The sequence below is a fragment of the Salinimonas profundi genome (genome assembly GCF_014750655.1).
In the GTDB taxonomy this organism is placed as follows: domain Bacteria; phylum Pseudomonadota; class Gammaproteobacteria; order Enterobacterales; family Alteromonadaceae; genus Alteromonas; species Alteromonas profundi_A.
The window spans coordinates 1-24,728 of sequence record NZ_JABBXD010000019.1; the positions used below are offsets into that span (position 1 = coordinate 1).

General features: G+C 45.2%; 27 protein-coding genes and 1 pseudogene. 12 read left to right on the plus strand and 16 right to left on the minus strand.

Features of this window, described 5'->3' with window-relative positions; genetic code table 11:
* Positions 1–187: 187 nt before the first annotated feature.
* From HHX48_RS18290 to HHX48_RS18300, 3 genes are all read right to left on the minus strand, one after another.
* On the minus strand, positions 188–937 hold the full coding sequence (locus tag HHX48_RS18290; protein ID WP_139758097.1) for a copper resistance protein B: 750 nt from the start codon (positions 935–937) through the stop codon (positions 188–190).
* A gap of 9 nt (positions 938–946) precedes the next feature.
* Positions 947–2,761 (minus strand): copper resistance system multicopper oxidase, encoded by a 1,815-nt coding sequence (locus HHX48_RS18295; protein ID WP_139758098.1) that lies wholly within the window; start codon positions 2,759–2,761, stop codon positions 947–949.
* Positions 2,762–2,840: 79 nt separating this feature from the next.
* A complete protein-coding gene (locus HHX48_RS18300) occupies positions 2,841–3,230 on the minus strand; it encodes a hypothetical protein (protein ID WP_139758099.1) in 390 nt (129 codons plus the stop codon).
* A gap of 468 nt (positions 3,231–3,698) precedes the next feature.
* Here HHX48_RS18300 and HHX48_RS18305 point away from each other — a divergent pair, with 468 nt between their 5' ends.
* From HHX48_RS18305 to HHX48_RS18315, 3 genes are all read left to right on the plus strand, one after another.
* Positions 3,699–4,052, plus strand: coding sequence for a copper resistance CopC family protein (locus HHX48_RS18305; protein ID WP_191026726.1), 354 nt, complete (start codon positions 3,699–3,701; stop codon positions 4,050–4,052).
* A gap of 9 nt (positions 4,053–4,061) precedes the next feature.
* Positions 4,062–4,943 (plus strand): copper resistance D family protein, encoded by an 882-nt coding sequence (locus tag HHX48_RS18310; protein WP_191026727.1) that lies wholly within the window; start codon positions 4,062–4,064, stop codon positions 4,941–4,943.
* 146 nt (positions 4,944–5,089) lie between these two features.
* A complete protein-coding gene (locus HHX48_RS18315) occupies positions 5,090–5,404 on the plus strand; it encodes a nuclear transport factor 2 family protein (protein ID WP_397541106.1) in 315 nt (104 codons plus the stop codon).
* 82 nt (positions 5,405–5,486) lie between these two features.
* On the opposite strand, the pseudogene HHX48_RS18320 reads toward HHX48_RS18315, so the two are convergent.
* Both HHX48_RS18320 and HHX48_RS18325 read right to left on the minus strand, forming a co-directional pair.
* A pseudogene (locus tag HHX48_RS18320) lies at positions 5,487–6,219 on the minus strand (MauE/DoxX family redox-associated membrane protein).
* A 1-nt stretch (position 6,220) separates the two neighbouring features.
* A complete protein-coding gene (locus HHX48_RS18325) occupies positions 6,221–6,742 on the minus strand; it encodes a DUF305 domain-containing protein (RefSeq protein WP_139758102.1) in 522 nt (173 codons plus the stop codon).
* Between the two features lie 109 nt (positions 6,743–6,851).
* On the opposite strand from HHX48_RS18325, the gene HHX48_RS18330 reads away from it, so the two are divergent.
* A complete protein-coding gene (locus HHX48_RS18330) occupies positions 6,852–7,274 on the plus strand; it encodes an ion channel (protein WP_117316687.1) in 423 nt (140 codons plus the stop codon).
* A gap of 210 nt (positions 7,275–7,484) precedes the next feature.
* On the opposite strand, the gene HHX48_RS18335 is transcribed toward HHX48_RS18330, so the two are convergent.
* The 3 genes from HHX48_RS18335 to HHX48_RS18345 form a co-directional block, all read right to left on the minus strand.
* Positions 7,485–7,781 (minus strand): PadR family transcriptional regulator, encoded by a 297-nt coding sequence (locus tag HHX48_RS18335; RefSeq protein WP_139758103.1) that lies wholly within the window; start codon positions 7,779–7,781, stop codon positions 7,485–7,487.
* 80 nt (positions 7,782–7,861) lie between these two features.
* On the minus strand, positions 7,862–8,362 hold the full coding sequence (locus HHX48_RS18340; RefSeq protein ID WP_139758104.1) for a DoxX family protein: 501 nt from the start codon (positions 8,360–8,362) through the stop codon (positions 7,862–7,864).
* Between the two features lie 75 nt (positions 8,363–8,437).
* On the minus strand, positions 8,438–9,616 hold the full coding sequence (locus HHX48_RS18345; RefSeq protein WP_168190727.1) for an APC family permease: 1,179 nt from the start codon (positions 9,614–9,616) through the stop codon (positions 8,438–8,440).
* A 560-nt stretch (positions 9,617–10,176) separates the two neighbouring features.
* On the opposite strand from HHX48_RS18345, the gene HHX48_RS18350 reads away from it, so the two are divergent.
* From HHX48_RS18350 to HHX48_RS18360, 3 genes are all read left to right on the plus strand, one after another.
* Entirely contained in the window at positions 10,177–10,410 is a 234-nt protein-coding gene (locus tag HHX48_RS18350; protein WP_139758106.1) for a hypothetical protein, read from the plus strand.
* A 191-nt stretch (positions 10,411–10,601) separates the two neighbouring features.
* Positions 10,602–10,757, plus strand: a complete 156-nt coding sequence (locus HHX48_RS18355) for a hypothetical protein (protein WP_168190723.1) — start codon at positions 10,602–10,604, stop codon at positions 10,755–10,757.
* A gap of 51 nt (positions 10,758–10,808) precedes the next feature.
* Positions 10,809–12,182, plus strand: coding sequence for a hypothetical protein (locus tag HHX48_RS18360; protein WP_139758107.1), 1,374 nt, complete (start codon positions 10,809–10,811; stop codon positions 12,180–12,182).
* 234 nt (positions 12,183–12,416) lie between these two features.
* Here HHX48_RS18360 and HHX48_RS18365 read toward each other — a convergent pair whose 3' ends face one another.
* The gene (locus tag HHX48_RS18365; RefSeq protein ID WP_139758108.1) at positions 12,417–13,046 is read right to left on the minus strand and encodes a hypothetical protein; all 630 of its coding nucleotides are present in this window, start codon (positions 13,044–13,046) and stop codon (positions 12,417–12,419) included.
* A 181-nt stretch (positions 13,047–13,227) separates the two neighbouring features.
* On the opposite strand from HHX48_RS18365, the gene HHX48_RS18370 reads away from it, so the two are divergent.
* The 5 genes from HHX48_RS18370 (at position 13,228) to HHX48_RS18390 (ending at position 14,902) form a co-directional block, all read left to right on the plus strand.
* Positions 13,228–13,566 carry a hypothetical protein gene (locus HHX48_RS18370; RefSeq protein ID WP_191026728.1) on the plus strand — a complete coding sequence of 113 codons (339 nt, stop codon included), beginning with the start codon at positions 13,228–13,230 and terminating at the stop codon, positions 13,564–13,566.
* 88 nt (positions 13,567–13,654) lie between these two features.
* The gene (locus HHX48_RS18375; protein WP_139758110.1) at positions 13,655–13,846 is read left to right on the plus strand and encodes a hypothetical protein; all 192 of its coding nucleotides are present in this window, start codon (positions 13,655–13,657) and stop codon (positions 13,844–13,846) included.
* Positions 13,839–14,033: a hypothetical protein gene (locus tag HHX48_RS18380; RefSeq protein WP_139758111.1), complete on the plus strand. Its 195-nt coding sequence runs from the start codon at positions 13,839–13,841 to the stop codon at positions 14,031–14,033. Before HHX48_RS18375 ends, HHX48_RS18380 begins: the two co-directional genes overlap by 8 nt.
* Complete coding sequence (locus tag HHX48_RS18385) at positions 14,030–14,284, plus strand: hypothetical protein (protein ID WP_139758112.1); 255 nt, start codon at positions 14,030–14,032, stop codon at positions 14,282–14,284. Before HHX48_RS18380 ends, HHX48_RS18385 begins: the two co-directional genes overlap by 4 nt.
* A 273-nt stretch (positions 14,285–14,557) precedes the next feature.
* Positions 14,558–14,902 carry a hypothetical protein gene (locus HHX48_RS18390; protein ID WP_139758113.1) on the plus strand — a complete coding sequence of 115 codons (345 nt, stop codon included), beginning with the start codon at positions 14,558–14,560 and terminating at the stop codon, positions 14,900–14,902.
* 408 nt (positions 14,903–15,310) lie between these two features.
* On the opposite strand, the gene HHX48_RS18395 is transcribed toward HHX48_RS18390, so the two are convergent.
* From HHX48_RS18395 to HHX48_RS18425, 7 genes are all read right to left on the minus strand, one after another.
* Complete coding sequence (locus HHX48_RS18395) at positions 15,311–16,180, minus strand: cation diffusion facilitator family transporter (protein ID WP_139758114.1); 870 nt, start codon at positions 16,178–16,180, stop codon at positions 15,311–15,313.
* 44 nt (positions 16,181–16,224) lie between these two features.
* A complete protein-coding gene (locus HHX48_RS18400) occupies positions 16,225–19,335 on the minus strand; it encodes an efflux RND transporter permease subunit (RefSeq protein WP_139758115.1) in 3,111 nt (1,036 codons plus the stop codon).
* A gap of 13 nt (positions 19,336–19,348) precedes the next feature.
* Positions 19,349–20,530: an efflux RND transporter periplasmic adaptor subunit gene (locus HHX48_RS18405; RefSeq protein WP_139758116.1), complete on the minus strand. Its 1,182-nt coding sequence runs from the start codon at positions 20,528–20,530 to the stop codon at positions 19,349–19,351.
* Complete coding sequence (locus tag HHX48_RS18410; RefSeq protein WP_139758117.1) at positions 20,523–21,818, minus strand: TolC family protein; 1,296 nt, start codon at positions 21,816–21,818, stop codon at positions 20,523–20,525. The genes HHX48_RS18405 and HHX48_RS18410 overlap by 8 nt, the downstream gene beginning before the upstream one ends.
* A 47-nt stretch (positions 21,819–21,865) precedes the next feature.
* The gene (locus HHX48_RS18415) at positions 21,866–22,237 is read right to left on the minus strand and encodes a hypothetical protein (RefSeq protein WP_139758118.1); all 372 of its coding nucleotides are present in this window, start codon (positions 22,235–22,237) and stop codon (positions 21,866–21,868) included.
* Between the two features lie 359 nt (positions 22,238–22,596).
* Positions 22,597–24,042, minus strand: coding sequence for a sensor histidine kinase (locus tag HHX48_RS18420; protein WP_191026729.1), 1,446 nt, complete (start codon positions 24,040–24,042; stop codon positions 22,597–22,599).
* The gene (locus HHX48_RS18425; RefSeq protein ID WP_123325956.1) at positions 24,026–24,715 is read right to left on the minus strand and encodes a response regulator transcription factor; all 690 of its coding nucleotides are present in this window, start codon (positions 24,713–24,715) and stop codon (positions 24,026–24,028) included. The genes HHX48_RS18420 and HHX48_RS18425 overlap by 17 nt, the downstream gene beginning before the upstream one ends.
* Positions 24,716–24,728: the final 13 nt, after the last annotated feature.

Here is a 24,728-nt window from a genome sequence, read left to right on the forward strand (position 1 = left end):
GGCTCATGGGCGGTAATGGCTGTGATTTACTATGCAGCTATGATCTCACATTCAGGACTTATTCGCATCTTCCCTAGTGAAGTACAAATAATGCGTAATAACCATAATGAATGAACGCTGCTGGCTCTCCCGTAGTAGACAGAGAAAATAGCCGAAATATGTTTTCGGCTATTTTTTATGCGTGGTGTTAGAACCAGATCCTAGCCCCTACTACTACGCCAGTTTCACTGGTTGACTCGCCGTCTGCTTTTAACGCATCAGCTGTATTCCCTAAGGCTTTGCTGTAATAAACGCCAACATAGGGCGCTATCTCCCTCACTATCTCATGGCGGTATCGCAAACCGATACGAATGTTACTCAGCCCGCTTTGACGTTTATATTTTTCCGAATCGGTGAGGTTAGCTACTACTTCCAGGCGCGGTTGCAGATAGGAAACCTGACTTAACTGCCAGTCGTATTCTGTTTCATTGATGAACTGCATGTCACCGTCTTCGTTGATACGAAGTGAGTTTTCCATTTCAAACCAATAGGGGGCGAGTCCCTGATAACTGATCACCGCATAGTTTTCCATGTCAGCATCTGACGACATTTCGCCTTTCGTACCAACGCCGACCTGCACAGACCAGAAAGCAGAAACGAGGTACCCGTAAAGTACCTCGGCGCGTTCCAGATCCGTGGGCATGCCGTCGTTTTGGGTATTTTCACCTTCGCTTTTAAACACTAAGCGATGATAATCACCGCCATACCAGGCCTGCATATCCCACACAGCCCGATTTTGTTGTTCATCAGTTCGCGTATACTCAAGTCGATCAAACAGTATCTGGCCATAATTTTCATCCGGAATGGGAGATGGCCAATTGTCTTTTGACTGTGCCAGGGCGGTGTTCCCAAAGCCTAAACTGATGGTCATGAGTCCTGCTGTTATTATCTGCTTCATTTTAACCTCCTAGGCGACCTGAACAACACGAAACATGCCCGCTTCCATGTGGTAAAGCAGGTGACAATGAAAAGCCCACTCTCCGGGTGCATCTGCGCTAATCTGCAACGATACTTTCTCACCGGGTTTGAGGCTGATGGTATGCTTCCTCGGTCTTGGATAATGGCCATTTTCCAGTTCCATCCACATACCATGTAAATGAATGGGATGGTCCATCATGGTGTCGTTAACCAGAACTAGACGAAGCCGCTCTCCAAAATTAAAACGGACATACCCATCTACTTCGCTGAACTTCTTGCCGTCGAACGACCACATGTATCTTTCCATGTTTCCTGTTAAATGAAGCTCGACTTGACGCTCTGGCTCTCGCTCATCAGGCCATGCATGTTCGCCTATTAGGTCAGCGTAAACCAATACGCGATGTGGACTGCCTTCCAACCCTATGCCCGGCTCGTCTAAACGCGGTCGTGGATTTTGTGCGATCATAGCGGCGCCTTGACCATGCCCGTCTTCACTATGAACAATGTCTATCTTTTCTACGGGCAGCACCCGTGAAGATTTCATATCCCCCTGCATCATGTTGCTATGCATCGTGTGCTCGCCATGCTGGGCCATTTTCTTCATTTCCATTTCTGAAGAAGCCTTTCCTTTTTTCATGCCTCCTGATTTTTGCATGTTCATACCGTCCATGCCTGACATGTCCATGCCCATGGCTGCCATGCCGCGCTCCGTGATAGTTCGTTGCGGAGGAATAGCAGCAGTCATGCCTATTGATGGAGTGAGCGTGCCGCGGGCATAGCCGCTTCTGTCAAAACTCTCAGCAAAAAAGGTATAAGCCTTTCGTTCTTTTGGTTGGACAATGACATCGTACGTTTCTGCTACTGCAATTCGGAACTCATCTACATTGACCGGCTTAACGGGCTGACCGTCAGCAGCAACAACCGTCATCTCTAATCCCGGAATACGAAAATCAAAGTAGGTCATAGCAGAACCGTTGATGATGCGTAAACGCACTTTCTCACCCACATTAAACAGCGCCTGCCAGTCATCCTCTGGGGTGCGGCCATTCATCAGGTAGGTGTAAGTGCTGCCTGTGACATCTGCGATGTCACGAGGGCTCATGCGCATTGCGCCCCACATGGCGCGTTCCTTCCATGTTTCGCTAAGACCTTTTTTCTCAACATCTTCCAATGTGTCGAAGATAGTTCGCTTTTGGTAATTGTAATAACCCTCAGCCACTTTCAGCTTTCTCATCACGTCGTGAGGGTCAGCAAAGGTCCAGTCACTTAGGATGATAGTGTGTTCCCGATCTGCGCCGATGTCTCCGTCGGCAGGCTCAACGATGAGTGGGCCAAGATGCCCGCGTTGCTCCTGAAGACCGGAGTGGCTGTGATACCAATATGTTCCGTTTTGCACTACATCAAACGCATAATTGAATGTCTGACCTGGCTTTATCCCAGCAAACGAAACGCCTGGTACTCCATCCATCCCAGCGGGCAAAATAATGCCGTGCCAGTGAATAGACGTATCTTGTTCAAGTCGGTTGGTAACATTCAGTTGAGCACGCTGACCTTCTTTTAGCCTTATCAGGGGCCCCGGCATCTGGCCGTTGATGGTAATAGGCAGGCCAGTTTTTGAGCCTATTGCTAAATTGGCCTCAGCAATCGTCAGATTTTTAATGTCATCAGTCAGCACCTGATCTTTAAAGTGACGACCAGCGGGCGCGGCCCAAAGCGGACTGACCTTAGTCAGGGCCGCCGCTGCGCTCGCAGTCATAGCACCAAGAACGAACCTGCGACGACCGTCGTTAAATGAATTATTCATAAAGTTAGCCTTTAAATATGATTGTATTCAGGCAGAAAAACTTCAACCTGGGAAAATATCTTGTTGGGGTATTCGAAAGTCAGGCTATGGGTGGTCGATATGGGGGGGAATAAATACCTACAGGAACGGCAAGGCTAATAAAATCATATTGCTCAGCATAGTTGAGCGCTAAATGGCTGTGAGAGAAACAAGCCAACGTCGATACATGATTGCAATTCGCCATTGTGCAGAAGCAACCGTCCTCGCAACAATCTGAGCCGTCTTTATGAGATCCGTGCTTTTGCCCGTCTTTGACCGACAGTGGATTGTAGGCGAGCTGGCCGACATGCCTTTCAATAGCGCTAACATTCGGCATTAAGGTGTCTACCGATGCGTTCTGTTTACTCGATTCTACATCGCACGCACTGACCGGCAGCGCAAACGCGACCAGAAATATTACAACCCCGATGAAAAGTATCCTAACACTCATGGCTCAGAGACCTGCGGCTGCATCTTCGTAGCTTTTCTATTGAAGATGTATTAAAAATAGAGAGGCGTATTTTCTGCTTTCAACACTTACATGAATTTTAATAAAAATACGAGAAACCATCTGAAAAGATCTCAGGCAACCTATATTGACTCTCAGATCCTACACGAAATGCATATCAAAAACATCTTTGCGCATTCGTACCATGTTCAAGAACAAATTATATCTTTTAATCTTTCCTCGAAGTGAGCTTCAGCATTGTGAGCCAACTGGCGAAAACAAGTCAGCGATACATACAAACCAGGAAGAGTTTTTTTTAAATACTTACATTAGTCAAATTTTAAGTTAAAAGGTGAGGATAGTAAGATAAGCATTGGAAAAGTATTGTTGTACGCGAGCGAACAGTCGCACATAATGTGCATGTGGAAAGAGTCACTTGCAAGAAAAATAAACAGACAGAAGGTTACTATTATGCAACTAATTTATAAAATTGGTCTAATTCTGATGCTTACGTTTAGCGCCGGAGCATTTGCCCACGGTAATGTAGAGCTTGAAAGCAGTTCTCCGTCAGATAATGCGATGTTAATGAACGCCCCAGAGTCACTGACGTTGACCTATTCCAAGCCACTGCGGTTAATGAAGGTCAGTCTAAAGGGAAATGAGACCGGTGATATCGACTTTGATTTCACGCCTACATCAGAGCAGCATGCAACATATAGTTGGCAATTACCTGCCTTAAAAGCGGATAGCTATACTGTCGAATGGATAGCAATGGGCGGGGATGGCCATAAAATGAAGTCGACGTTCTCTTTCATGGTTCACTAAGTAAAAGTCATGGAATTAATTCTTTGGAATGCAACGATTGTTGTGTCTAAAGCCATATTCTATGTGGGCTTTGCTAGCCTTGTCGGTTGTGCTTTTTTGATGCGTCAGCCAGCCCCAAAAGATGATTTTTACAAAGATCTTCTATGCCAGATTGTTCCCGTAATGGTTGTCTCTTGCATAGCATCTGCGGTGTGGTTTATTGCTAAAACGGGCGCATTTTCTGAAAGTGGTCTGCAAGGTGCATTTGACCCTATGATGCTTGAGGTAATGTGGGCGTCAGCTGTGGGCGACGTCGCTCTGGTCAGGATGCTTATGTCCGGCCTGGCGATTCCTGCACTGCTTTTGATTTTCGCTAAGCGTGTCCACGTTATTGCTATAAGAGCGATACTGACTGTGTTGATAGTTTATGGCCTATACAGTTTTACGCTTATTGGACACATTGCAGAAAAAGGGCTCGTCGACAAACTCATATTGGCATCGCACATAGCTGTCATGGGGTGGTGGTTTGGCGCGCTCTTACCGCTGAGGCTTGTATGTCTGCGCTTCCCGGTAGAGGATACGCAAAAAGTTATGACTGACTTTGGCAGAATTGCAGGTTACCTTGTAACCACACTGATCCTCCTCGGTATATACATGGCGATTACCATATTTACCTCTCTGGATGATCTGGTTCAATCAGAATATGGGCTTACCTTTCTGAGCAAGTTGCTGGTTGTTGGCTTATTGCTATTAATTGCCGCAAGACACCGATTTATTCTGGTGCCCGCTTTGCAGAACACTGGCGATGTTGCGCAACTGAAACGCTCTATAAATATTGAAATAGTGTTAGCCTGCGTGCTTCTGTTAATCACCTCGGTATTAACCAGTGTGGTTGGCCCCGAGTTTAGTTAGGAAAATCATAATGCGAAAACTGTTGGTGACAGTCATACTTGCTGCCGTCTCATCTTCCTTGTTCGCTCATAGCGACAAAACCCAGAAACACCCGCCTACACTATCTGGCAATGAGACCGCGCCGGGACAGGTGGTCCTGTCTTTTCATGAGGCGTTGCGGGAGCAAAATGAAATCGCTGCTTTCAAAGAATGTCACGATTGTTGAAGGCGGCGGTATCGAACGCAGCGCTCAGGAATATGCGTCTCATCACATGTTATCTGATATGAAATTTGTCAGTACATTATCTTCAGAGCTTTTGGAGCATCGGGTGACAGAGTATCGCGATTCCGCGACCTCACTCTTGATTTCCGTCAATACCACTGAAGCCGGTAAAACATACCGCTCGCTCGAAACCGCAATTCTGACCAAACGTGACGGTGAATGGAAAATAGCCCACTTGCACTGGTCAACGGCAATGTGAGTGAGTAACTGTCTTGGGCCGCCGCTCTCTCTGGCAGGCCCTGAGCGTGAATTGTCAGGGGCTCGTAGAAAGAGCCCACCGTTTACATCAACCACATAATTAATGCACCCGCGATCATAAATAAGTTTTCAGATAGCGAAACAAATCCAAGTGGCACATTACTATTACCACCTACACAAGCACATTTAAGTTCCCGTTTATCAATGTAAACCGCTTTGAAAACGGATATTGCACCAACCGTCCCGATGAAGAGTGAAAATGGTGCAACAGCAAGTGCTGGCAGCTGGGCAATCATGCCAATTCCTGCATAAGCTTCGATAAAAGGATAAATATAACCATAACGCAACCACTTCATCGCCAATAGATCATAGGTGATAAACGAGTTAGTAAAGCTGTACAAATCTTTGAGCTTTTGTACTGCAAGAAGCGTCATGGAAAAGGCAATAAATAACATCAGAGTTCTTACCGAGATGAAATCACCTGAGACTACATACTGAAATGCCAGAGACAGCAGGGCCGCTACAGAAAAAATAGTAATGACAGGCGTGTAGGTTGTCCCTGTCTGACCTGCCTTGTCTTTGCCGAAATAATCCCTGAGATCATCGTACCCCCCCAATACGCTCATCATTTATAAACGTTTGGGGCGTAGTCTCGACCCCATGCTTTTCCTTAAATTCATCGGTCTCTTCACGAGAAGTTAGGTGATGGTCTTCGATTGAAAACCCTTCACGCTCCAGCAAATCTTTCGATCTTAAACCGTAAGGGCAAATATGTTCGTCAGTAACCATTCGATACAGGATAGCTGTCTTACTCATTTTACTCTCCTTTATTCAGTTTGCCCTCAAACTCTGGGAGTGGACGTTGCTCGGCCTGGACCTGAGATGTGGCCTTGCCATTTTTAGAAATATCATTGATCAGCCATTCCATCTCTTTAATTTCTTTTCGTTGCGCTTTGATAATCCCATCTGCCAGTTCACGCACCCGCACATCTTCGATATTGGAGCGCTCGCTGGTAAGAATGGCAATGGAATGGTGAGGGATCATCGCTTTCATATAGGCAGTGTCAGATACGGTACTTTGAGAACGCACAAGATAAACGCAAGCGACGAAGATCACTGCTGCCATCAGAAAAATAGTCACGTTAAGCTTTTTATTATTGTACATACCCAGCATAAACGCCAACATGATGATTGCCATGCCCGCTCCCATATACAATGCCATATAAGTTCGCGTTTCACTGAACCATACATGCGATATTGCGTACGTGTTCAGGTACATCATGATAAACATCGCAGCAGTCGATGTTACAATCATTGCAGCAAATTTTGAGTATTTCATATGTAATCCTTACTTAAGAAAAGACTATTTGTGTAATATTCTCTCGCCAAGAGGGAATAAATGAACAAATATACGTGAGTTCAAGATTCGTACCACTGGAGGAACAGCTATGCTTTTTGCAATAATTATCAGCGCGATAGCGCTGTTATTAAGCGTGGCTTTACACCTTTTTAATATATCGGTGGTTGCTGACAAATTTGTCGGAAAACTGAGTAAAGTTTGGACAAAAACACAGGCCGTGGTATTCATTGCTATTTGCAGCCAGCTTTTACTTGCTGTCATTTTTGCATTGGCCTATGCAACAGGGCTGACCCTGGAATTGGGAGGTTTTAAACAGCCTGCTGCAGCTGTCGATATTTTCTATTTTTCTTTGACAACAATCACTACGCTTGGCCTTGGCAGTATTGAGCCAACCGGACATCTTAGAATGCTAGCCGGGGTAGAATCAGCTACGGGTTTTCTTTTGATAAGCTGCTCGGCCTCGAAAGTATTCATGACCATGAGCGGCACCTGTGAAAAACCGGCTACCTGAAAATGGGAGGGATCTCGCTGTTTCGACACGAACAAAATCGATTCATTTTTTTCTCATCTGTCTGCTTAAAAGCGTTTTGAGAGTGACAACTTAGTCAAGCTTTGCCATAGTCAGTGGTACTGTACATAATTCCTCGTCTTTTGTCAGAATAGTCCAGTCACCACACCACATTATGTAATTAAAACCGTTGAGCGTTCTGTTGCTGGTAGCTTACAACAACTCGCCTATCAATTCCTTTAATTTAATCTTCGCTTCATTCAGCGCGTTTAGCCCTTCCATTGTACAGCGATAATACTTTCTAGTTTTGCCATTTACCTCTTTCGTCGAACAGGTGAGCCAACCGTATTTTTCAAGCTTATGCAGCATTGGGTACAAGGTACCAGGACTAATTTGATAGCCATGATGGCGAAGCTCTTCAATCATTCCCATGCCAAAAATAGGCTCCTGTGCTGCATGATGTAAAATATGAAGGCGAATAAATCCGGTATATAAGTCTCTATGTTTCATTTGACGCCCCTTTAATGAGCAAATCCTGCCGGGTAACAATAAGTTGGCTGGGTTTATGTTATGCTCCTGCGCAACCTGCTTTAATCGGCCAAACGACTATACTTTCTACGCGTTAACCATGCATCAACGGACCACCGCCCTGCGCCAGCAATCAGAAGATAAATCGATCCCATTAACATTGCCCAGTCGGTGCGAGATGCATGAGCCATACTCCAAAAGCCGTAACGATCCAACTCTCGCACATTGAATATCCACCAATCTTCCCCAAGCCAGATCGGCACTTTCGTTGAAATTAGTGCAACAATCATGATGCCCGTCAGCGGGATAGCGCTGACTCTGGTGGCGAAACCAAGCAGAATGAATAACCCACATATCAGCTCGACCCATCCCACGAAAGGTCCCATTAGCTCAGGCCATGGAATGCCAATATCTGCAAAGCGACCCGAGCCTAGAATTTCAGGAAAGATTAGCTTCTGAATACCTTCGGGTAAAAAAACACAGCCAACTGCCAGACGAATAAATAAATTGGTGGGTGAGTCAGACGTCATTATAGTTTGCTTCCAACCATGTGTGTCACTCATTGATCCTTATGTTGTCAATTATTTAATATTGGCTTAACGCGGTTAGGCGACGTTTACAAATTGACTGGGAGCGGACTACCAAATGACGTAAGAAAGAGTTGCTAGCGCTATCAGTCCAAAGCAACTCAGTAAGCCAAATACAGACACCCATTTGGGTATAAAACGATCAGAGAGTGGTACATTAAGTGCTGCAATATTGGTGATTCCGTAATAAAGTAACACGGTAAAAGCGCTTAGTGTCCAGGCTGATTCAATACCACCAAGCAAAGCAATAGCCGACATTATCGCAAATGTCATCCATGTCGCTGCTGGAGCCGATTTGCTGTCACTGCTCACATTCGCCAGCTTGGCAGGTAAATCACCACGACGAGCCATAGCAAGAATGACACGAGAAACGCCTAACACTAAATTAAGCACGACGCCGCTCATGGCAATTACACCGCCAATTACTACAAGCCTGCTCCAGTTATGATTAGAGATCAGGGTCGCAATAATAAATTTGCTTTGTTCGAACGATTTAATACCTCCCAAATGCAAAATCGTATAGCCCACCGCGATATAAATAGTGCTGATAACTGCAAGCGTAATGATAACTGCTCTGGGTATATTTTGTCGGGGCTCACGTATTTCCTCTCCCATTGTTGCAATTCTTCCGTACCCGGTGAAAGCGACAAACGTTAGTGCCGCGGCGTGAAACAATGATAAAGATGAAGAGTCGGCAGTGTCTGTTCTAGAAATAGCATTACTGGTTAAGCCAATTCCAATGAAGGTAAGTAAGCCCAGCAGGCTTATTAGAACCAGCAATGCGTTGAGCCAATTTGTGCGGCGAATACCCGATAACACCAGCACGGTAAACATAAGCAGCAGACTGACAGCAATATACTCGACAACTTGTGCAGATATGTTGAAAGTAAGACTAATATACCAGGCGACAGCCAGCGCCGCTGTTGCCGCAGAGGCGCTTTTGGCAGCAACAAAAAGACAACCGGCAACCCGACCACTTAGCGGGCTCAAAAATCGGTAGCCATATTCATAGGTTCCGCCGCTCACAGGGTGTGCCGCGGCTAACTGAGCGGATGAAAGGCCGTTCATTAGGGCAGTAATAGCAGCTATCAAAATGGCAAAAACAAGGTTATCTCCGGCAATGTCAGCACTCAAACCAATGCTGACATAGGCACCAGTACCAAGAATCGAACCTAGTCCGATAACAAGTGCACCAAGCAATCCTGTTTCCCTAACTAATTTGTTAGACACGCCACTCACTCCTCGTCTCATTTAAATTTGTATGTAGAAAACTATACAATCCACACCTTTCAGTTTTATCACTGCAAAACTGCACGAAGATTACACATACGACATTTTCCCGCTTATTATTTCAGCAGTGGATAGGGCTTTAATTGTAAGCAGGACGCGAGCTGAAAGATGCCAGTCCAACCCTTACAAAGTAGAGTTCATTGCTGCATAACACTATCATTAACGAATACCGTTATCGGATTTCGATAATGATAGAATTGGTGGAAGTTAGATGCAATGAAGAGATGTTTCTGATTTTCTAATTAGTAACAGCTGGAGATAATTAATTTTTGTAATGCAGTTAAACGCCAGGGAATGGGGTGATTAAATCATTACCTTATATTATTCAATAACCTAATGGGGCATTTGAAATTTTTCAATCAAATCCCTGCCAACCCTCATACTGTGCCAGACAGCAAAGTTGCAAGTCTACTATGGCACACTTTGTCTGAGCACGAACTTGGGTTGAGAATACTTTATCGTCATGGTCACAGTCATGACAGCGAGCAATAGGAAAAACGATGGCTATTTTGCTTGGTAAAGTTTACGACAAAACTATTGAAGATATGGTGTTCGCATATGACCTTGATAGGGTCACGTATTTTGGCAAGCGGTATATTGTTACTTACGGATGCTGTTTAGACACTCTAGCAGGTGATGCAGCATTGACTGAATTATACTCATTTGGTGGCGATATTAGAGGATTCTTGACCAAGAATGATGCTATGGGCGCTCTCAAAAATACAAAATGGTAATGTAGGAAACACCAATAAGCCCTATCTCAGGGTGATACTTTATTGAGGAGCTTATTTTCGCGTTAGTATGGAATAATATTACTCCCCCCAAATTCTCCACAAAAAAATGCGCCACTTGATTCCTGTCTAAGCTTCCGCAACTCGTTGATGATTGCTCATGAAGTTCATTCACACATAACGAGGAGAGTATTTTGACTTCAAAAGTAAATGCAAAATCATCAACAGCAATGACCCCACAAGCGGCGCAACGAATTCAAAGTGCGACCGCTAAAGCTAACGATGGTATTGTGCCGAAAGGCAGCTTCGCGGCACGTGCAACAAGTAGCGCTGCCAAAAACAGCAAATAATGGCGAGGGGCTAAGCCCCTCTTTCGACAAGGAATGTTAGAGGTTCATAAAATGGTGACTATCAATGAGTCTTATCCAAACATTGGGTATCTATTAAATCGTCTGGCTGATATTGCCGGCACTAAGTCAATGGCCGTCAATGGAGAAAGTCGATTCCGTAAGGAAGAAGACTTTGCCTCCCGAAAGACTTCAGATCCGGCGGTAATTGGTAAGTCAATTCGTCACTTATTTTATGAGCCAATCTCCAAAGTGGTCACAGATAGTTTTGCCCGTTTTTTCTGTGACAGTATTTCGTTAGGCTTAAGCAACTACAAAGAAATCATGAAACGCGTACCAATGGAAGGGGTAGAGCAAGGCAAGGTGGTCTATATGCTAAATAAGCACCTGGTTGTCGAAACACTTGCCAGTATTATTTGCGAGGTTGGTACTAGGCAAATGCAGACACGCAATGTGCCAGATTTTTATTGCGCAAGAAACCCAGTTAAAGCGGTAATCGAATTTTACAACAATAATCATACGTTGCCTGAGCATGATTTAAAGCGGTACTTTAAAGATACGGACAGAACAGTCAGAAAATGGTGCAGTGGTGAGGAGCTTCCGAATATAGGTAATTTGACCTTGCTGGGTCAGTGGGCATCACTATCCCATCCTGGTGCATCCAATGATGATAGGGAGACTTTATTCTTCGCAAGATTTATCGATTCATTCCACAGAAAAACCAATTATGAGTTTCTAGACCGCTTAAGAGAAGCCGTTATTTGGAGATTGACACATAACGGGCATCCTCAGTTTGACTTTGGAAAGATATTCTATGACTTTTATATCAATGAAATTAGTTCTGCTAACCTATACCCTCTCTCTGTTGAAGGTAATGAGTTACATCAACTGTTAAAACGCTCCATAACCAAGCCACAGGGCAGCCTTGCCGATTACTCAGCACGGTTATTGGCCTTAAAAAAGTCTATCGAAAAGCACAATTTAAGTGATGAGCTACGTTATCAAGAAGAATGGTTACAGGGGCGAATTCTAATACTAAGTGGTCGAATTAATGCCGCGCTTGAACAATATGTGAAGGCTGTTGAATCATCTCTCTATAAATCGGGTAGTAACATCCGTGAATTATTTAAAGAAGCCTTAGCCGTAGCTGCAATCCAGCACAAGCCTCATAAGCCAACAATGAAAAAAATAAAAAGCAGAGCAATAGAATTTTATCCCAAAATTATTGAGCCTCAGCTTCGCGGGGTGCCAGTGCAAATCACCAAAGAGGATATAGATGAGTGGCGGTTTTGGTTTGTAATGCATTTCCCACAATGTGGTTGGTTTGAAGAGGGGAGAGAGGCACTTATGGTACATTTGCAACAGGTCGGGTGGGCAGAATTATCAAACAAGGGGGGGCCGCGCCGATCGGGTTTATATTCGGGGTGACTCACTTAAATAAGTGTCGCATCACCACTTGTGAATTGTGAGGCATCCACCATATTTTCCGGAGCTGAATATGCTCAAGTTAGAAAATGCGCCAAGTAAAATGGGGAAGCATCCGGCAAGGATAGGGGAAATAGCCCGCCTAAGAAGTAAACACTTCGCTTAAGTTAAGAAAAGAATACTTGCTATCACAGTGCGTATTCTTTTCTTCATTTATTAACTAGGGTATGAAGAGGGCTATTCGCAGTAGGCTGGCGTGCTCGCACTCTGTGCATAGCTAGGCAACACTGTCTTAATCACCTCGCTACGAACCGCACACATGCGTTCTTCTAAGTTTGAGAGATTTGCATCGAGTAATAAGACTTTTTCGTCGGCGCTTAGCTGGGTGCCCGGGAAGAGTCTATAAGCGTGCTTAGCTGCAGATGCATAATAACTTAACGCATTGTCTAGTGCGGCGTCCTGGGCCGACGATAAAGTGCTATTTAAATCTACTTTGAACAGCCCATCTTCTGACACGACCACTGTGTAAAGTGGAACCTGCGTGCTTTGGCCATCTCTGAATAACATTAATGTTGTCTTGATATAGTAAGTGCCATTACTCTGCTCAGACTTACCCAGTATAGCTCTGTCTTGCTTACTGTAACCAGGTATCAGTGTTTCGCTCAGGCTATCCCCGCTTAAATATCTGGCTGCGCCTGTGTCAGTTTCATTAAGCGCAGTAATCCAAAAGTCATTGGCCACGGCAGTCGGCTCATTGGGCGTATAAAGCAGGTCGCCACGCTCAATAATAGCATCACCAAAAACGAACCATGCTGTTCCCAACGCCACAGACACAATCACAAGCCCATACATCACGAATTTATTCATAATACCCTGAATGTTCATTATCAACTTTTAGTGAAACGAATACTAAGGTCTCTGCATTAGCACAGGTACGAAAAACCCGATTTATCAAACTTATTCTGTGGCGGCTCAGCATCACGATTCGATAGGCTTACTTTGTGTATTGCCAACAAAGCTTTTAAGCCAAGTTTAGAGTCAGGCGGCAATGGGACAAGTTAATGAAATAAATATAAAAGGTCGTGATATGAACAGAAAAATGATACTCATTGCAATGTTAGGTTTATCAGGTGCTGCACATGCAGGTTCGCAATTGTTGTCTGCAGACATTGATGAAATTGCGTATGTGTCTGAATTACCCAGTACCGGCAAAGAAACAACTTTGAAGTCTGGTACTGAGTATTATCAGCGCGAAGATGGGACATGTTTTCAGGTAAGTTATAGCATCGACAGTATCAAACAAGTGACCAGGGCCCCGGGTACGGTGGAATTACCTAACACCTCGGCTTTGTCGAAAGACATTGAATGTAGCGCAGCTTTTAATTAACGGTCACCACAATGAGTTCAGATAGCATTCAAAGCCTTCCGCCCTTGATTGTCATGCACCTTTTCTCGGGGTAATGCTGTGGAAGCTAATGAAAGAGAAGCGGATCGATTCGCTGAATACATTAAGATTTGCCCTCATCTTGCTATCTGCCGCTTTGATTATGCTAGCGGGATTCTCACCGGTGGCTGAAAAGGCGCAAATGGCAATAATTTTGTTAGCCGGCACAGTGCTTGGCTACGCCTTTGGTAAACCAGAATGTGAAGGAAAGTCAAATGGATGAAAAAAACAAACAGCACCAACTGCTTTGCCAGCAGGCAAGCTTGGTTCTTCGAAACAACGGCCTTTCAGACGAACAGGTTCAAAGAATCTCAAAAGACCTGGCTGATGTGATGCTCACATCATGGGATCTGAAGTTGAGCAATATGGAATTTGCAGGCACGTGGTTCAAAGAGCCGGGCACCCAATGAGAAAGCTTTTATTATTTGCGTCGTCGTCGCTAATTATTGGTTGCTCGTCTTCCTCTGTTGGCGATGGTAACACAGTGGCCAGTAATTCTGATGAACCCGGGCAAGCAGAGGCGGAGTATATTGTGAATGGCTGTGCCAGGTACGCGAAAGAAAAAGCTGATAACGGTCAGGGCACCGAAGAGGCTAACTTTAATATTTGTATTGATTATGCGATGCAAGTTATTGAAGACGTACGGCAAGGAAAGTTATAAGGCAAAATGGATAATTTTAATAGTGGTGGGGCCGCAATCGTTTTGGGGGTCGCCTTCATTTCAGCGTCAATAGCCACGCTTTATCTCTATGCTAGCGCCCCTTTCTGGTTTGTGTTGCTTTGTGGGTGTGGTGGAACTTTTCTGATCACCTATTCAATCTTCCTGCGGTATTTTGTGGTCAAAAGACTTATAAACATGGGACATGACCCACAAAAAACCAAACACGCATACAAATTCCGGTTCGGGCCGATTCAGCTATAAAATGAGGTGCTTATGGATAGATTAAAAAGAGATAGTCTGCCACTTGAAGATGTAAAGGCGAGGCTGCACGGTGTTGTTAGCAATGAATACGTGTGGCCTGAAGAGCCTGCTGGCTGGTGGCTTGAATTTATTGCCTATCCGGATGGTGGGGTCATCATGGATTTATTGCATCCGGTATCTGCTAATTGGTGGTCTGATGATAATGATTTTCTTCCTCAGCCATTTTGCACAGATGGACGTGAAATTAATGCATCAATTTTGGCAAAAGCCGTCGTGCCATTCATGGGAACTTTCGGCGTGGCCGAAGTAGGCCAGAAACAATCCGAACATCATCTTTCAGTTGTAGCCAAGAGTTGATAGTCATATACCAACCATCGCTAATGAGTTTAAGCTGAATTATGCATAGTTTTGTATGACACCTTTCATTATCACTCTCAACCAAATCTGACCATCTTCTCAGGCAGAAAGCTGCAGATAGCATTTATTTCTTTGAGCGGCAGCTGTGTACGTATAGCAGCCGTTGGTCTATTACAACTTTGATGGCAGTTAGGAGCGAGTTGCAGTTATTTAAAAATAGCTGTTTGACAGGCGATGCATCGGACACAGCGGTTGTCCCCTTTACCTAATTTACAGGTATGAAAAAGTTGGTAGATATCTTATGCATTAGTGTCGATTCTCACAATTATACTGGGTGGTGACCATCAATGAAGTAAAAAGTGGTTTCATAGTGGCTACACCGCCTATTTCTTAGATACTATAAATGCATCAGCAAACATCCCGACATTCTTCGCTGGTTAGCTCAATTTCAATAGTGGTATGAGATAACTCAAACTTTTGCAGCGCATTGGATACACTTTCTTTTAGTTCGAGGTATTCAACTTTCGACTCAAATTGACTAACGACGTGAACTGTCGCGACATGATGCTCACCATCTAATGACCAGATATGCAGGTGATGCAGATCGATAACAGCATCAAGTTCAAGCAATTTATCAGTCACGTTTTGTAAAAGACTGTTGTCTGGTGAAGCCTGAAAAAACAGCTTCACGGTGCTGACGAGGTTTCGGATAACATTGAACAGAATGAAAAGGGTAAATCCGATAGAAAGGACAGGATCCAGAACGGGCCAGTCTTTGAACTGCATAACAATAGCGACAATGAGTACCGCTACCCAACCAAAAACGTCTTCCAGCAAGTGCCAGTTCAGAACTTTTTCATTCAGCGATTTACCACCGTGTAATTTATAAGCGGCGAATCCATTGACCAATACGCCAAGAATAGCCAGTACAATCATGCCTTCTGTTTCTGGCATCTCCGGGTTACTCAGGCGTGGCACAGCTTCATAAAGGATCCAGGCGGAACCAACGATTAAAACAATGCCGTTTATCAGCGCCCCAAGTAAACTCAGCCGGCGATATCCATAGGTAAACTCTTTCGTCGCGCTTTTAGTGCCGAGTTTATTCAGAAGCCACGCACTGCCAATTGACAATGTGTCACCTAAGTCATGCACGGCATCCGCCATAATAGCGGTACTGTTTGTTAACCATCCTCCAATGAACTCAATGATAGTGAAGCCAAAGTTAAGGAAAAAAGCCCAGCCAATTTTTTCTGAGCTATGGGAATGTGAGTGCGCCATACCTACTCCTGTAGTGCCCTGGTTTTATCCAGGGCATTGTTGTTTTACTGTTTATCCGCTTTCCTGTGCACCAATTGGTATAAACTTGGGAGCACGAACAGTGTTAGTAAAGTTGATGAGATAATGCCGCCGATGACTACCGTCGCGAGTGGCCTTTGAACCTCAGCACCAGTGCCTGTGTTCAGTGCCATGGGCACAAAGCCAAGACTTGCTACCAGGGCAGTCATCAAAACGGGTCGCAGTCTGACTATTGCCCCCTCAATGACAGCGGTGTACAGATCGCCTTTCTCAAACCACAGCTGCCTGATAAACGCGAGCATGACTAAACCATTTAATACGGCCACGCCTGACAATGCGATAAACCCTACACCGGCAGAAATAGACAGCGGCATACCCCGTACCCACAGCGCAAGTACACCCCCAGTTAGTGCCAGCGGCACACCGGTGAAGATGATTAAGGCATCCTTTACTGAACCAAATGCAAGAATAAGAATTCCGACGATGAGAGCCAACGTCACCGGTACAACCCAGGATAATCTTTTGCTGGCCGATTCCAACTGCTCGAACGTTCCGCCATATTCCAGCCAGTAGCCATCCTCAAGTTCCAGTTCAGTCTGCAATGTAGCCTGCAACTCTGCGACAAAACTACCTAGATCACGCCCGCGAACGTTGGTTGTAACGACCACACGGCGTTTACCATTCTCGCGACTGATCTGTGCTGGCGCGGGTTTGACTTCTAATGTGGCGACTTCCTGTAGAGGTACATATCCATCGGGTGTGGGGACTGGCAGTACCTTTAGCTTTTGAACGTCGTGCCGTAATGGCTCCGGAAGGCGAATTACCAGTTTAAAGCGCCGGTCACCTTCATAGATCAAGCCTGCTTGCTGACCACCAATACTGGTCGAAACCAGAGATTGGATGTCGTCGATATTCAGGCCATAGCGCGCCATCACTTGCCGTTTGGGAGTGACAGATAGCATAGGTAGACCCGCTACCTGTTCAACTCGGGTATCTGCTGCGCCAGGTAAGCCTGTCGTCAGTGATGCAACCGAATTTGCTGATGCCAGCAATGTGTCCAGGTCATCACCAAACACTTTGATCGCGACGTCGGCTCTGACACCGGAAATTAACTCGTTAAAGCGCATCTGGATAGGCTGCGTAAACTCGTAGTTATTGCCAGGTAGCGCAGTGACTGCTTTCTCAAGCTCCTTAATGAGTTGTGATTTGGGCTTATCCGGAGTGGGCCACTCAGAGCGGGGCTTGAGCATGACAAATGTGTCGGCGACATTAGGTGGCATAGGGTCGGTGGCCACCTCTGGCGTCCCTACTTTGGCATACACCTTGTCAACTTCTTCGAAGTCGACAATGGTTTTTTCGAGCAGTTCCTGCATTTCAACAGACTGCTTTAATCCCGTACCTGTAATTCGCAGTGCATGCAACGCGATATCCCCCTCGTCAAGCTGTGGGATGAACTCTGAACCTAAAGTAGAGGCGAGCCATGAGCAAACCAAAACGAGACCCAGCGCGCCTGCCAGAATAAGCGATTTGAACTTAAGCACCCACTCAAGCGCAGGTCGATAAATGGCTTTCGCCCCGCGGATTAGGGTGCTCTCTTTTTCGCTGATCTTTCCGCGCATAAACACGGCGATCGCAGCAGGCACAACTGTGAGCGACAATACCATCGCACAAAGTAGTGCGATTACTACCGTTGTTGCCATGGGGTGAAACATTTTTCCCTCCACGCCAGAAAGGGTAAATATAGGTAAGTACACAGCTGTGATGATACCCACGCCAAACAAGCTGGGGCGAATAACTTCTATAGTGGCGTCTTTAACCTCCTGTAAGCGTGCTTTAAGCGCCAGTAAGCCACCTTGTTGTTTTTGCGCTTCTGAGAGCCTGCGAATACAGTTCTCCACGATGATGACAGCGCCGTCCACAATCAAACCAAAGTCCAGCGCACCGAGACTCATCAGGTTGGCAGAGACGCCCCGCTGAACCATGCCGGTAATAGTCATCATCATCGCGATTGGGATCACAGCCGCCGTAATGAGGGCGGCACGGATGTTTCCTAATAGTAAAAACAGGATAACGATAACCAGCAGTGCGCCTTCCAGAAGGTTTTTTTGTACTGTCTGGATGGCTTTGTCTACTAGCGTAGTGCGGTTATATACCACCTCTGCCTTAACCCATTCAGGCAATGATGTTTGTATTTGCTGAAATTTATCATTGGTGAGCGCTGCAACTTCACGCGAGTTTTCCCCTACCAGCATCATCACTGTGCCCATTACGGTTTCTTTCCCGTTTCGGGTTGCCGCACCTGTGCGCAGCTCTTTGCCCAGTCCCACTTTGGCCACATCTTTGACTAAAACAGGCACGGAACCTTTACGTCCGACAACAACATTCCTGATATCCTCAATTGATTTTAACTGGCCCGGTGAGCGGACTAACAATTGTTCGCCATTGTTCTCTATATACCCGGCTCCAGCATTGTCATTGTTGCTTACTAACGCCTTGCGGATATCTGCCATAGTCACACCCATTTCCAGCATTTTCGCTGGATGTGGCATCACGTGATACTGCTTGTCGTACCCCCCTATGGTATTCACTTCCACCACGCCCTTAACCTGAGCCAGTTGTGGTTTGATTATCCAGTCCTGAGCTTCACGAAGTGCCATAGGCGTAACGGGCGAGCCGTCCGGCATCTTGGCGCCGTCTTTCGCCTCCAGCGTGTAAACGAAGATTTCACCCAGGCCTGTTGCAATCGGTCCCATCTCAGGTTCAAGCCCCGGCGGCAGAACGCTTTTCAGTGTTGCTAGACGCTCATCGATAAGGTTTCGCGCAAAGTAAATGTCAGTTCCTTCTTCAAATACCACTGTGATTTGAGAAAGTCCGTAACGTGAAATAGAGCGCGTATAGGACAAATTGGGCAGACCATATAACGCCGTTTCAACCGGAAAGGTGATCCGCTGCTCAGCTTCAAGTGGCGAATAACCAGGTGCTTCCGTGTTTATCTGAACCTGAACATTAGTAATATCCGGCACCGCATCTATCGGTAGCCGCTGATAACTCCAAATGCCGATGCCTATGATGACAAGCACCAGAGTTAATAGCAGGTAACGCCGCTCGACTGAGAGGCGAACAATATTATCTATCATTTGTCTCTCCCTATCAGTGCGCATGCGATGCGCCGGATTTTTGTATATCCGCTTTGATTAAGTAGCTATTGTCGACAACATAAGTTTGTCCGGCGGATAGCCCTGCGACGACTTCGGAAAAGTTGTCGTCCTGCAATCCTAAGGTTACAGGTGTTGCCTGATAAGCATTGCCTTCATTCAGGAACACAACCGGCTTATTGTTCAGGGTTTGAATGGCCCGATTCTCTATTTTTACCGGCACCGATTTTTGTTGTGAGTCGACAATGCCTGTGACTAAATCGCCGGGAGAGAGTAGGCCGTCCTTGTTCACCACTTTTACCAGTGCTAGCTGGTAGGGTTGCCCTTCGTGAGAAGGAACAATGCTGGTAATCGTGCTCTCGAGTTGACGACCATTTGCGATAATGTGAACTGATTTACCCTCAGCAACCTGACCACGCTGAGCTGGAAACACCTTTAATTCCGCCCAAAGCACTGAGGTATCAACAATCGTAAAAAGCGGTGTTGTGCTGGTAAGCTCTCCGATATTCAGGTTGCGCGATACGACAACGCCATTGATTGGCGCTTTTACATCGTAAGACTGGAGGCTGTCATTTGACTGCACCTGCGCTATTGCCTCTCCGGCTTTCACAGTCTGGCCAATATCAGTAAAGAGCTGCTCAACAATTCCCGTAAACCGGGCGTGAACCTCGGCACGCTGTTGTGGCGGTATAGTCAACTGACCATAAACCTCGGTGTGCTTTTTTATTTCACCGCCCGTAGCAACGTTTGTGGTTACGCCAGCCTGACTGGAATACGCATCATCTATCTCAGTTCGGGCTTCGTGCTTCTCCCAATCCCACGAAAAGCTATTTTCTCCCAGTGAGAGTGCAATATTCGCGAGAAATGAGTGCGGCTCAGCGATAAAACTTGTGGACCTGAGCCCATTTTCATAGCTTTCAAAATGGATGATGTCCTGACGTCCTCCCATACGATTGAGCGTGACGTTAAGCGCGTCAGGTGGCAGCGGCTGGGAGCGATCAGCCCTTTCGGCCAGTAAATATGCTCCCTCTTTCGTATCCTGAATGCGTAATGTCAACGATACGCTGCTATTGGTAAATGTTTTCGATTCAGCCGCGTGGGATTGTTTACCACTTGCTGCGGCATTGGCATCCGTCAGACACAGTAGTAGTGAGATAATAACTAATAGTCTATTCATGGTTATTCCGGAATTCTTGAGTAGGAGAAGCCTGACCGGATACTCCGGTCCACTGTTCAACGAGTGACTGGTTCACTAACGCGCTTTCGCTTAATTCGATGACCTTTGCACGTGCGCGTATCAACGCATCTCTGGATGCAATCCAGTCCTGGTAGCTGTATGCCCCTCGCTGGTAACCTTCGAGCACGAGCGTAGTAGCTGTTTCAAGGTCGGGCAAAACGACGTCGTTGATATGCTTTACAGCATCAATGGAGAAGTTTAGGTATTGCTGCGCTTTGAACAGCAATGCTTTTATCTCCAGTATCTGACTGTCTCTGGCAATTACCGCGGCTTCTTTCTTCGCCAGTGCAGCCCGAGTAGCGCCCTGGTTTCTTTGTTCAGCGAAAAGCGGCATGGATACAGCCGCAACAACAGACGTATCCTGAACTGCCTGAGAGCGCCGCACACCAATGCGCCATGAAATATCAGCACTGGCATTACTTTCTACCAGCTTTTGTTCAGCTTCTTTCACACTGATAGCTTGGGTGAGTCGTTCCACATTTGCTGATTCAAGAAACTGTTGATAAACAGCGGAATACTGCCGTTTTGCGGGAAGGGTACTGAGTGAACCCGATACTTTATCGATTGCCTCAGCATCTCCCTGCCAAAATAGTGCAAGTGACTGCTTGGCAATAGCCAGAGACGTTTCAGCGGATGCTTTGTCGACTTTGGCTTGATTAAGTGCGGCTCTGGCGCGTAGAAATTCAGCTTTATTGGTTGCGCCTTTCTCAACGCGCTGTTTAACGATAGATAAGGCCTCATCAGCGAGAGAAACAGACGTTTCCGCTAATGTCAGCCGCTCTTTAGCTGCGAGTGTTTTTACATAGTGCCGGGTCAGTTCGCTTAACAGTTTGAGCGAAGCAACATAGCGCTCTGACTGTAACAGGGATAAATTGGCGTCAACTAAGGATACCCTTGCATCGAGCTTTCCTCCCATCTCGAAAACAGAGGAGAGTGAGACCGTCAGCTCAGCATCACTAATGCCTGATGCATCTCCTGAACCGAGCAGGTTTTCTGCTTCAACGCCAACCTGATAAGCCGGAGTGAGATTAGCCAGCGTTCTATCTGCCTCTGTAGCAGTGAGCAGCGACTGATATCGCTGTAAATCCGGGTGTTGCTGCAACGTCAGACGTGCCGCTTGTTCGAGCGTTATTGTTTTGCTCATTGCAGTGGTTGATATGAATAGCAACACACTATTCACGACCACAGTGAACATACGCTTGCGCGCATGCGAAAAAAAAGAGTTCATATTGTAAATCCTGGTCAGTAACTAAATAGGTAAAAAATGACTAGGATTTAGGCTCTGGGAGGACGGTCAATACCGGGTTGTAAGTGAGAGGGAGGGAAAGGACGGTACGCAGCAAGTGCCATCTCGCCAAATTTACCTAAATGGCTATCAGTATTTTTAAATAATACGATATGGGTAAAATGTCCGTGACAAGAGCAGCAGTGGTCACAGTTGTCTGCGCCAGCGTCGTCTGCAGAATTGGTATCTGGGAGACATACACTGGAGTCCTGAACACATAATTCGTGGTGTGATTCTGTAGCGTTTTCGAAGAAGCTATCAAAAGCAAAAGCATCTGAGGCAAACAAAAACAACTGTGCAAACAGCATCAGGGCGGTAATAACCACCTTGTTATAAGTCCTGTTGTTTTGATGCAATTTCATTTGAAACCTTATTTGCTTAACGGCGATAGACTAGCCTTCTTGATGTCATGAGTCAAGGTTGGTCTATTTTTAAAGAGTGGATATCTCTCAAACTAGCTAACTTATGACGTTGTGTGAATCTTACTGTATATCTACTTTGTTCAAAGGAGACCATCGCCTTAGCAGTAATGACAGATCTAATTAATCTAAACAGCCCGAGAGTTTCATACCTAATCAGCCCACGAACAGAGTATATCGTTAAAAACAGCGATCTAAGGATTAACATATCACACTCGTAATGATACTTTTTAGCCTGTATTGAAAGTCTTGCATGCCAACCGAGGACGCTGGTGACATCAAAAATAAAAATTTTGTTTATGCTAAAGCAGACGTGGGGTTATGTTCAGCTCTTTTTTGAAAGTCACCAAAAAAGATATATATTCTTCGTCGGTTTTGGTTACTGAAACTTCTGCATCTACGGCTTCACACAGTGCGCTTACTATAGAAAGGCCTAGCCCAAAGTTATCTTCAGATGTTCTAGAAGCATCTTTTTGCCAAAGCGGTTCAAACATATGCTTTAGATCGTCCTCATTAACCTCTGCCCCCACCTTATTTGTCACTCTGAGGTAAACATTACTAGAACAATTTACACCACAGCTCACAAGTATTTCTGTATCAGTTTTTCCGTGTTCGATAGCGTTATCTATCAGATTACTTATTATCGATTCTACTGCAACGCGATTGCTCTTGACGCTTAATTGAAAATTGGAGCTAACCTCTACCTTAACATTTCTTGCTTCTTTGATCTCAATAAGTTGAGTTACTAATTTTTGGATATCTATCTCATCAGTAAGCTCAAGGCTCTTAAAACTATACTTTTGAATTAACATAAGGCCAGAAATAATATTTTTCATTCTTGTACCTATTTGCAACACACGTGGCTTAAAATCCTTTTCTAATCTTATTTCTCCTGGAAACTTAATCGCTACTTCGGTCATATTTATCAATTCAGAGACTGGTGTTTTTAGCTCGTGAGCGATGTCCGAAGTCAATCTCTTCTCACGCAGGTAAAGCGAATAATTATCTTCAATAAAGTGATTCAAGCTTTGGGTGATTGGTTCCAACTCCTCAACATCATTCTGAAAAGCCTCATGTTTTTTTCGAGTTGTAAATCGTAGTCCTTTTATCTTGGCGTTTAAGGTATCTAAGGGTGCCAGAGCATATGACACAGTGTTGCGCACGGCAAATCGAACAACTAATGGCACGATAATTAGGGCTAAAAGAAAAGCACCATCAATAAACCACAATGTAAAATTTAACAGTTCTGTAGATGTTGCGTACGCGATAACCATTGACGGGCGTGTATCGTTACCCATGACGCGATAAAATTCAGCTCTGTCTTCTGAATCAATCTGAGGTATATATCGAGTGTAAATTACCCGACCATTACGGCCATCGGGCAGAGTAATATCCTGGAAAGAATATTCTTCCAGGCCAATGCTGCTGAAAGGCAATTCATTGATGGTGTAAAGCGCCAGAGTATCTGATTTTTCAAACGTTGAGTCTTTGTACCAAAGTTGAAAATACTCGGGGGAAGATGTCCCTTCAAACTCAGGCAAATACTCTCCTGCAAATTCGAACTCCACACCCTCGACATCTTCATTTACCAAGCTCTGAAGCATACCAACCTTTGCCTTCATAGCCTGGTTAAATTCTTTTTCGACCCAAGAATCAACGCCAATATCTGCTGCAAGCAAAACGGCGATGACTAGCAGTGAAATAATGATAGAAAGTCTTCGTGTTAATGTTTTACGTATTGATTTCATTAGCTTCTACAACTGTGTAGCCAAAACCACGTTTACTTTTAATGGGTAGAGACGTCCCGCTTTCCCTTACTTTTTTCCTTGCTGAAGAAAGGTGAGCTTCAATAGCATTTTTTGAGACATGGTCATAACTTCCAGAAATAAATTCACTCAGCATTTCTGATGTAACTATCTTGTGTCTATTGAGGAAAATACATTCAACAATTTTGTATTCATTTGGGGTCAGGTTGATATCGCTATTATTGTATGAAAGCGTTTTGAACTGGATGTTGAGTGTCAAACCGTTGATGGTAACTTGGTCATTGAGACAATGTGCCGCTCCTCTCCTCATCAGGCTAAGTAGCCGAGCAGTCAATTCGTCAAACGAGAACGGCTTAGAAAGGTAGTCGTCTGCTCCTGCCAATAGCCCCGCTACTTTGTCTTCTGACTCAGATCGCGCAGATAAGATGATAACCTTTGTTTCTAAATGTCTTTTTCGTAACGTTTCAAGAATAGTCATGCCGTCCAGCTCTGGCAACATCATATCAAGGATGATTATTTCGTAGCTACCAAGCAACGCCATACTCAATCCCTCAGAGCCAGTGCCAGCAGTATCGACTGAGTAGCCCAATTTTTCTAAGCCTAAGCTCAAACTGTTCCTTAGTGATAAGGAGTCTTCTATCAGAAGTATTCTCATAATTTGAACGTCA

Coding starts and splice junctions, on each gene's coding strand:
- HHX48_RS18415 (WP_139758118.1), bottom strand. CDS start 22,237: ATGAAATTGCATCAAAACAACAGGACTTATAACAAGGTGGTTATTACC.
- HHX48_RS18350 (WP_139758106.1), top strand. CDS start 10,177: ATGGCTATTTTGCTTGGTAAAGTTTACGACAAAACTATTGAAGATATG.
- HHX48_RS18340 (WP_139758104.1), bottom strand. CDS start 8,362: ATGAGTGACACACATGGTTGGAAGCAAACTATAATGACGTCTGACTCA.
- HHX48_RS18425 (WP_123325956.1), bottom strand. CDS start 24,715: ATGAGAATACTTCTGATAGAAGACTCCTTATCACTAAGGAACAGTTTG.
- HHX48_RS18400 (WP_139758115.1), bottom strand. CDS start 19,335: ATGATAGATAATATTGTTCGCCTCTCAGTCGAGCGGCGTTACCTGCTA.
- HHX48_RS18385 (WP_139758112.1), top strand. CDS start 14,030: ATGAGAAAGCTTTTATTATTTGCGTCGTCGTCGCTAATTATTGGTTGC.
- HHX48_RS18395 (WP_139758114.1), bottom strand. CDS start 16,180: ATGGCGCACTCACATTCCCATAGCTCAGAAAAAATTGGCTGGGCTTTT.
- HHX48_RS18335 (WP_139758103.1), bottom strand. CDS start 7,781: ATGAAACATAGAGACTTATATACCGGATTTATTCGCCTTCATATTTTA.
- HHX48_RS18305 (WP_191026726.1), top strand. CDS start 3,699: ATGCAACTAATTTATAAAATTGGTCTAATTCTGATGCTTACGTTTAGC.
- HHX48_RS18330 (WP_117316687.1), top strand. CDS start 6,852: ATGCTTTTTGCAATAATTATCAGCGCGATAGCGCTGTTATTAAGCGTG.
- HHX48_RS18370 (WP_191026728.1), top strand. CDS start 13,228: ATGGGACAAGTTAATGAAATAAATATAAAAGGTCGTGATATGAACAGA.
- HHX48_RS18410 (WP_139758117.1), bottom strand. CDS start 21,818: ATGAACTCTTTTTTTTCGCATGCGCGCAAGCGTATGTTCACTGTGGTC.
- HHX48_RS18420 (WP_191026729.1), bottom strand. CDS start 24,042: ATGAAATCAATACGTAAAACATTAACACGAAGACTTTCTATCATTATT.
- HHX48_RS18365 (WP_139758108.1), bottom strand. CDS start 13,046: ATGAATAAATTCGTGATGTATGGGCTTGTGATTGTGTCTGTGGCGTTG.
- HHX48_RS18380 (WP_139758111.1), top strand. CDS start 13,839: ATGGATGAAAAAAACAAACAGCACCAACTGCTTTGCCAGCAGGCAAGC.
- HHX48_RS18325 (WP_139758102.1), bottom strand. CDS start 6,742: ATGAAATACTCAAAATTTGCTGCAATGATTGTAACATCGACTGCTGCG.
- HHX48_RS18390 (WP_139758113.1), top strand. CDS start 14,558: ATGGATAGATTAAAAAGAGATAGTCTGCCACTTGAAGATGTAAAGGCG.
- HHX48_RS18375 (WP_139758110.1), top strand. CDS start 13,655: ATGAAAGAGAAGCGGATCGATTCGCTGAATACATTAAGATTTGCCCTC.
- HHX48_RS18315 (WP_397541106.1), top strand. CDS start 5,090: ATGAGGCGTTGCGGGAGCAAAATGAAATCGCTGCTTTCAAAGAATGTC.
- HHX48_RS18290 (WP_139758097.1), bottom strand. CDS start 937: ATGAAGCAGATAATAACAGCAGGACTCATGACCATCAGTTTAGGCTTT.
- HHX48_RS18310 (WP_191026727.1), top strand. CDS start 4,062: ATGGAATTAATTCTTTGGAATGCAACGATTGTTGTGTCTAAAGCCATA.
- HHX48_RS18300 (WP_139758099.1), bottom strand. CDS start 3,230: ATGAGTGTTAGGATACTTTTCATCGGGGTTGTAATATTTCTGGTCGCG.
- HHX48_RS18295 (WP_139758098.1), bottom strand. CDS start 2,761: ATGAATAATTCATTTAACGACGGTCGTCGCAGGTTCGTTCTTGGTGCT.
- HHX48_RS18405 (WP_139758116.1), bottom strand. CDS start 20,530: ATGAATAGACTATTAGTTATTATCTCACTACTACTGTGTCTGACGGAT.
- HHX48_RS18360 (WP_139758107.1), top strand. CDS start 10,809: ATGGTGACTATCAATGAGTCTTATCCAAACATTGGGTATCTATTAAAT.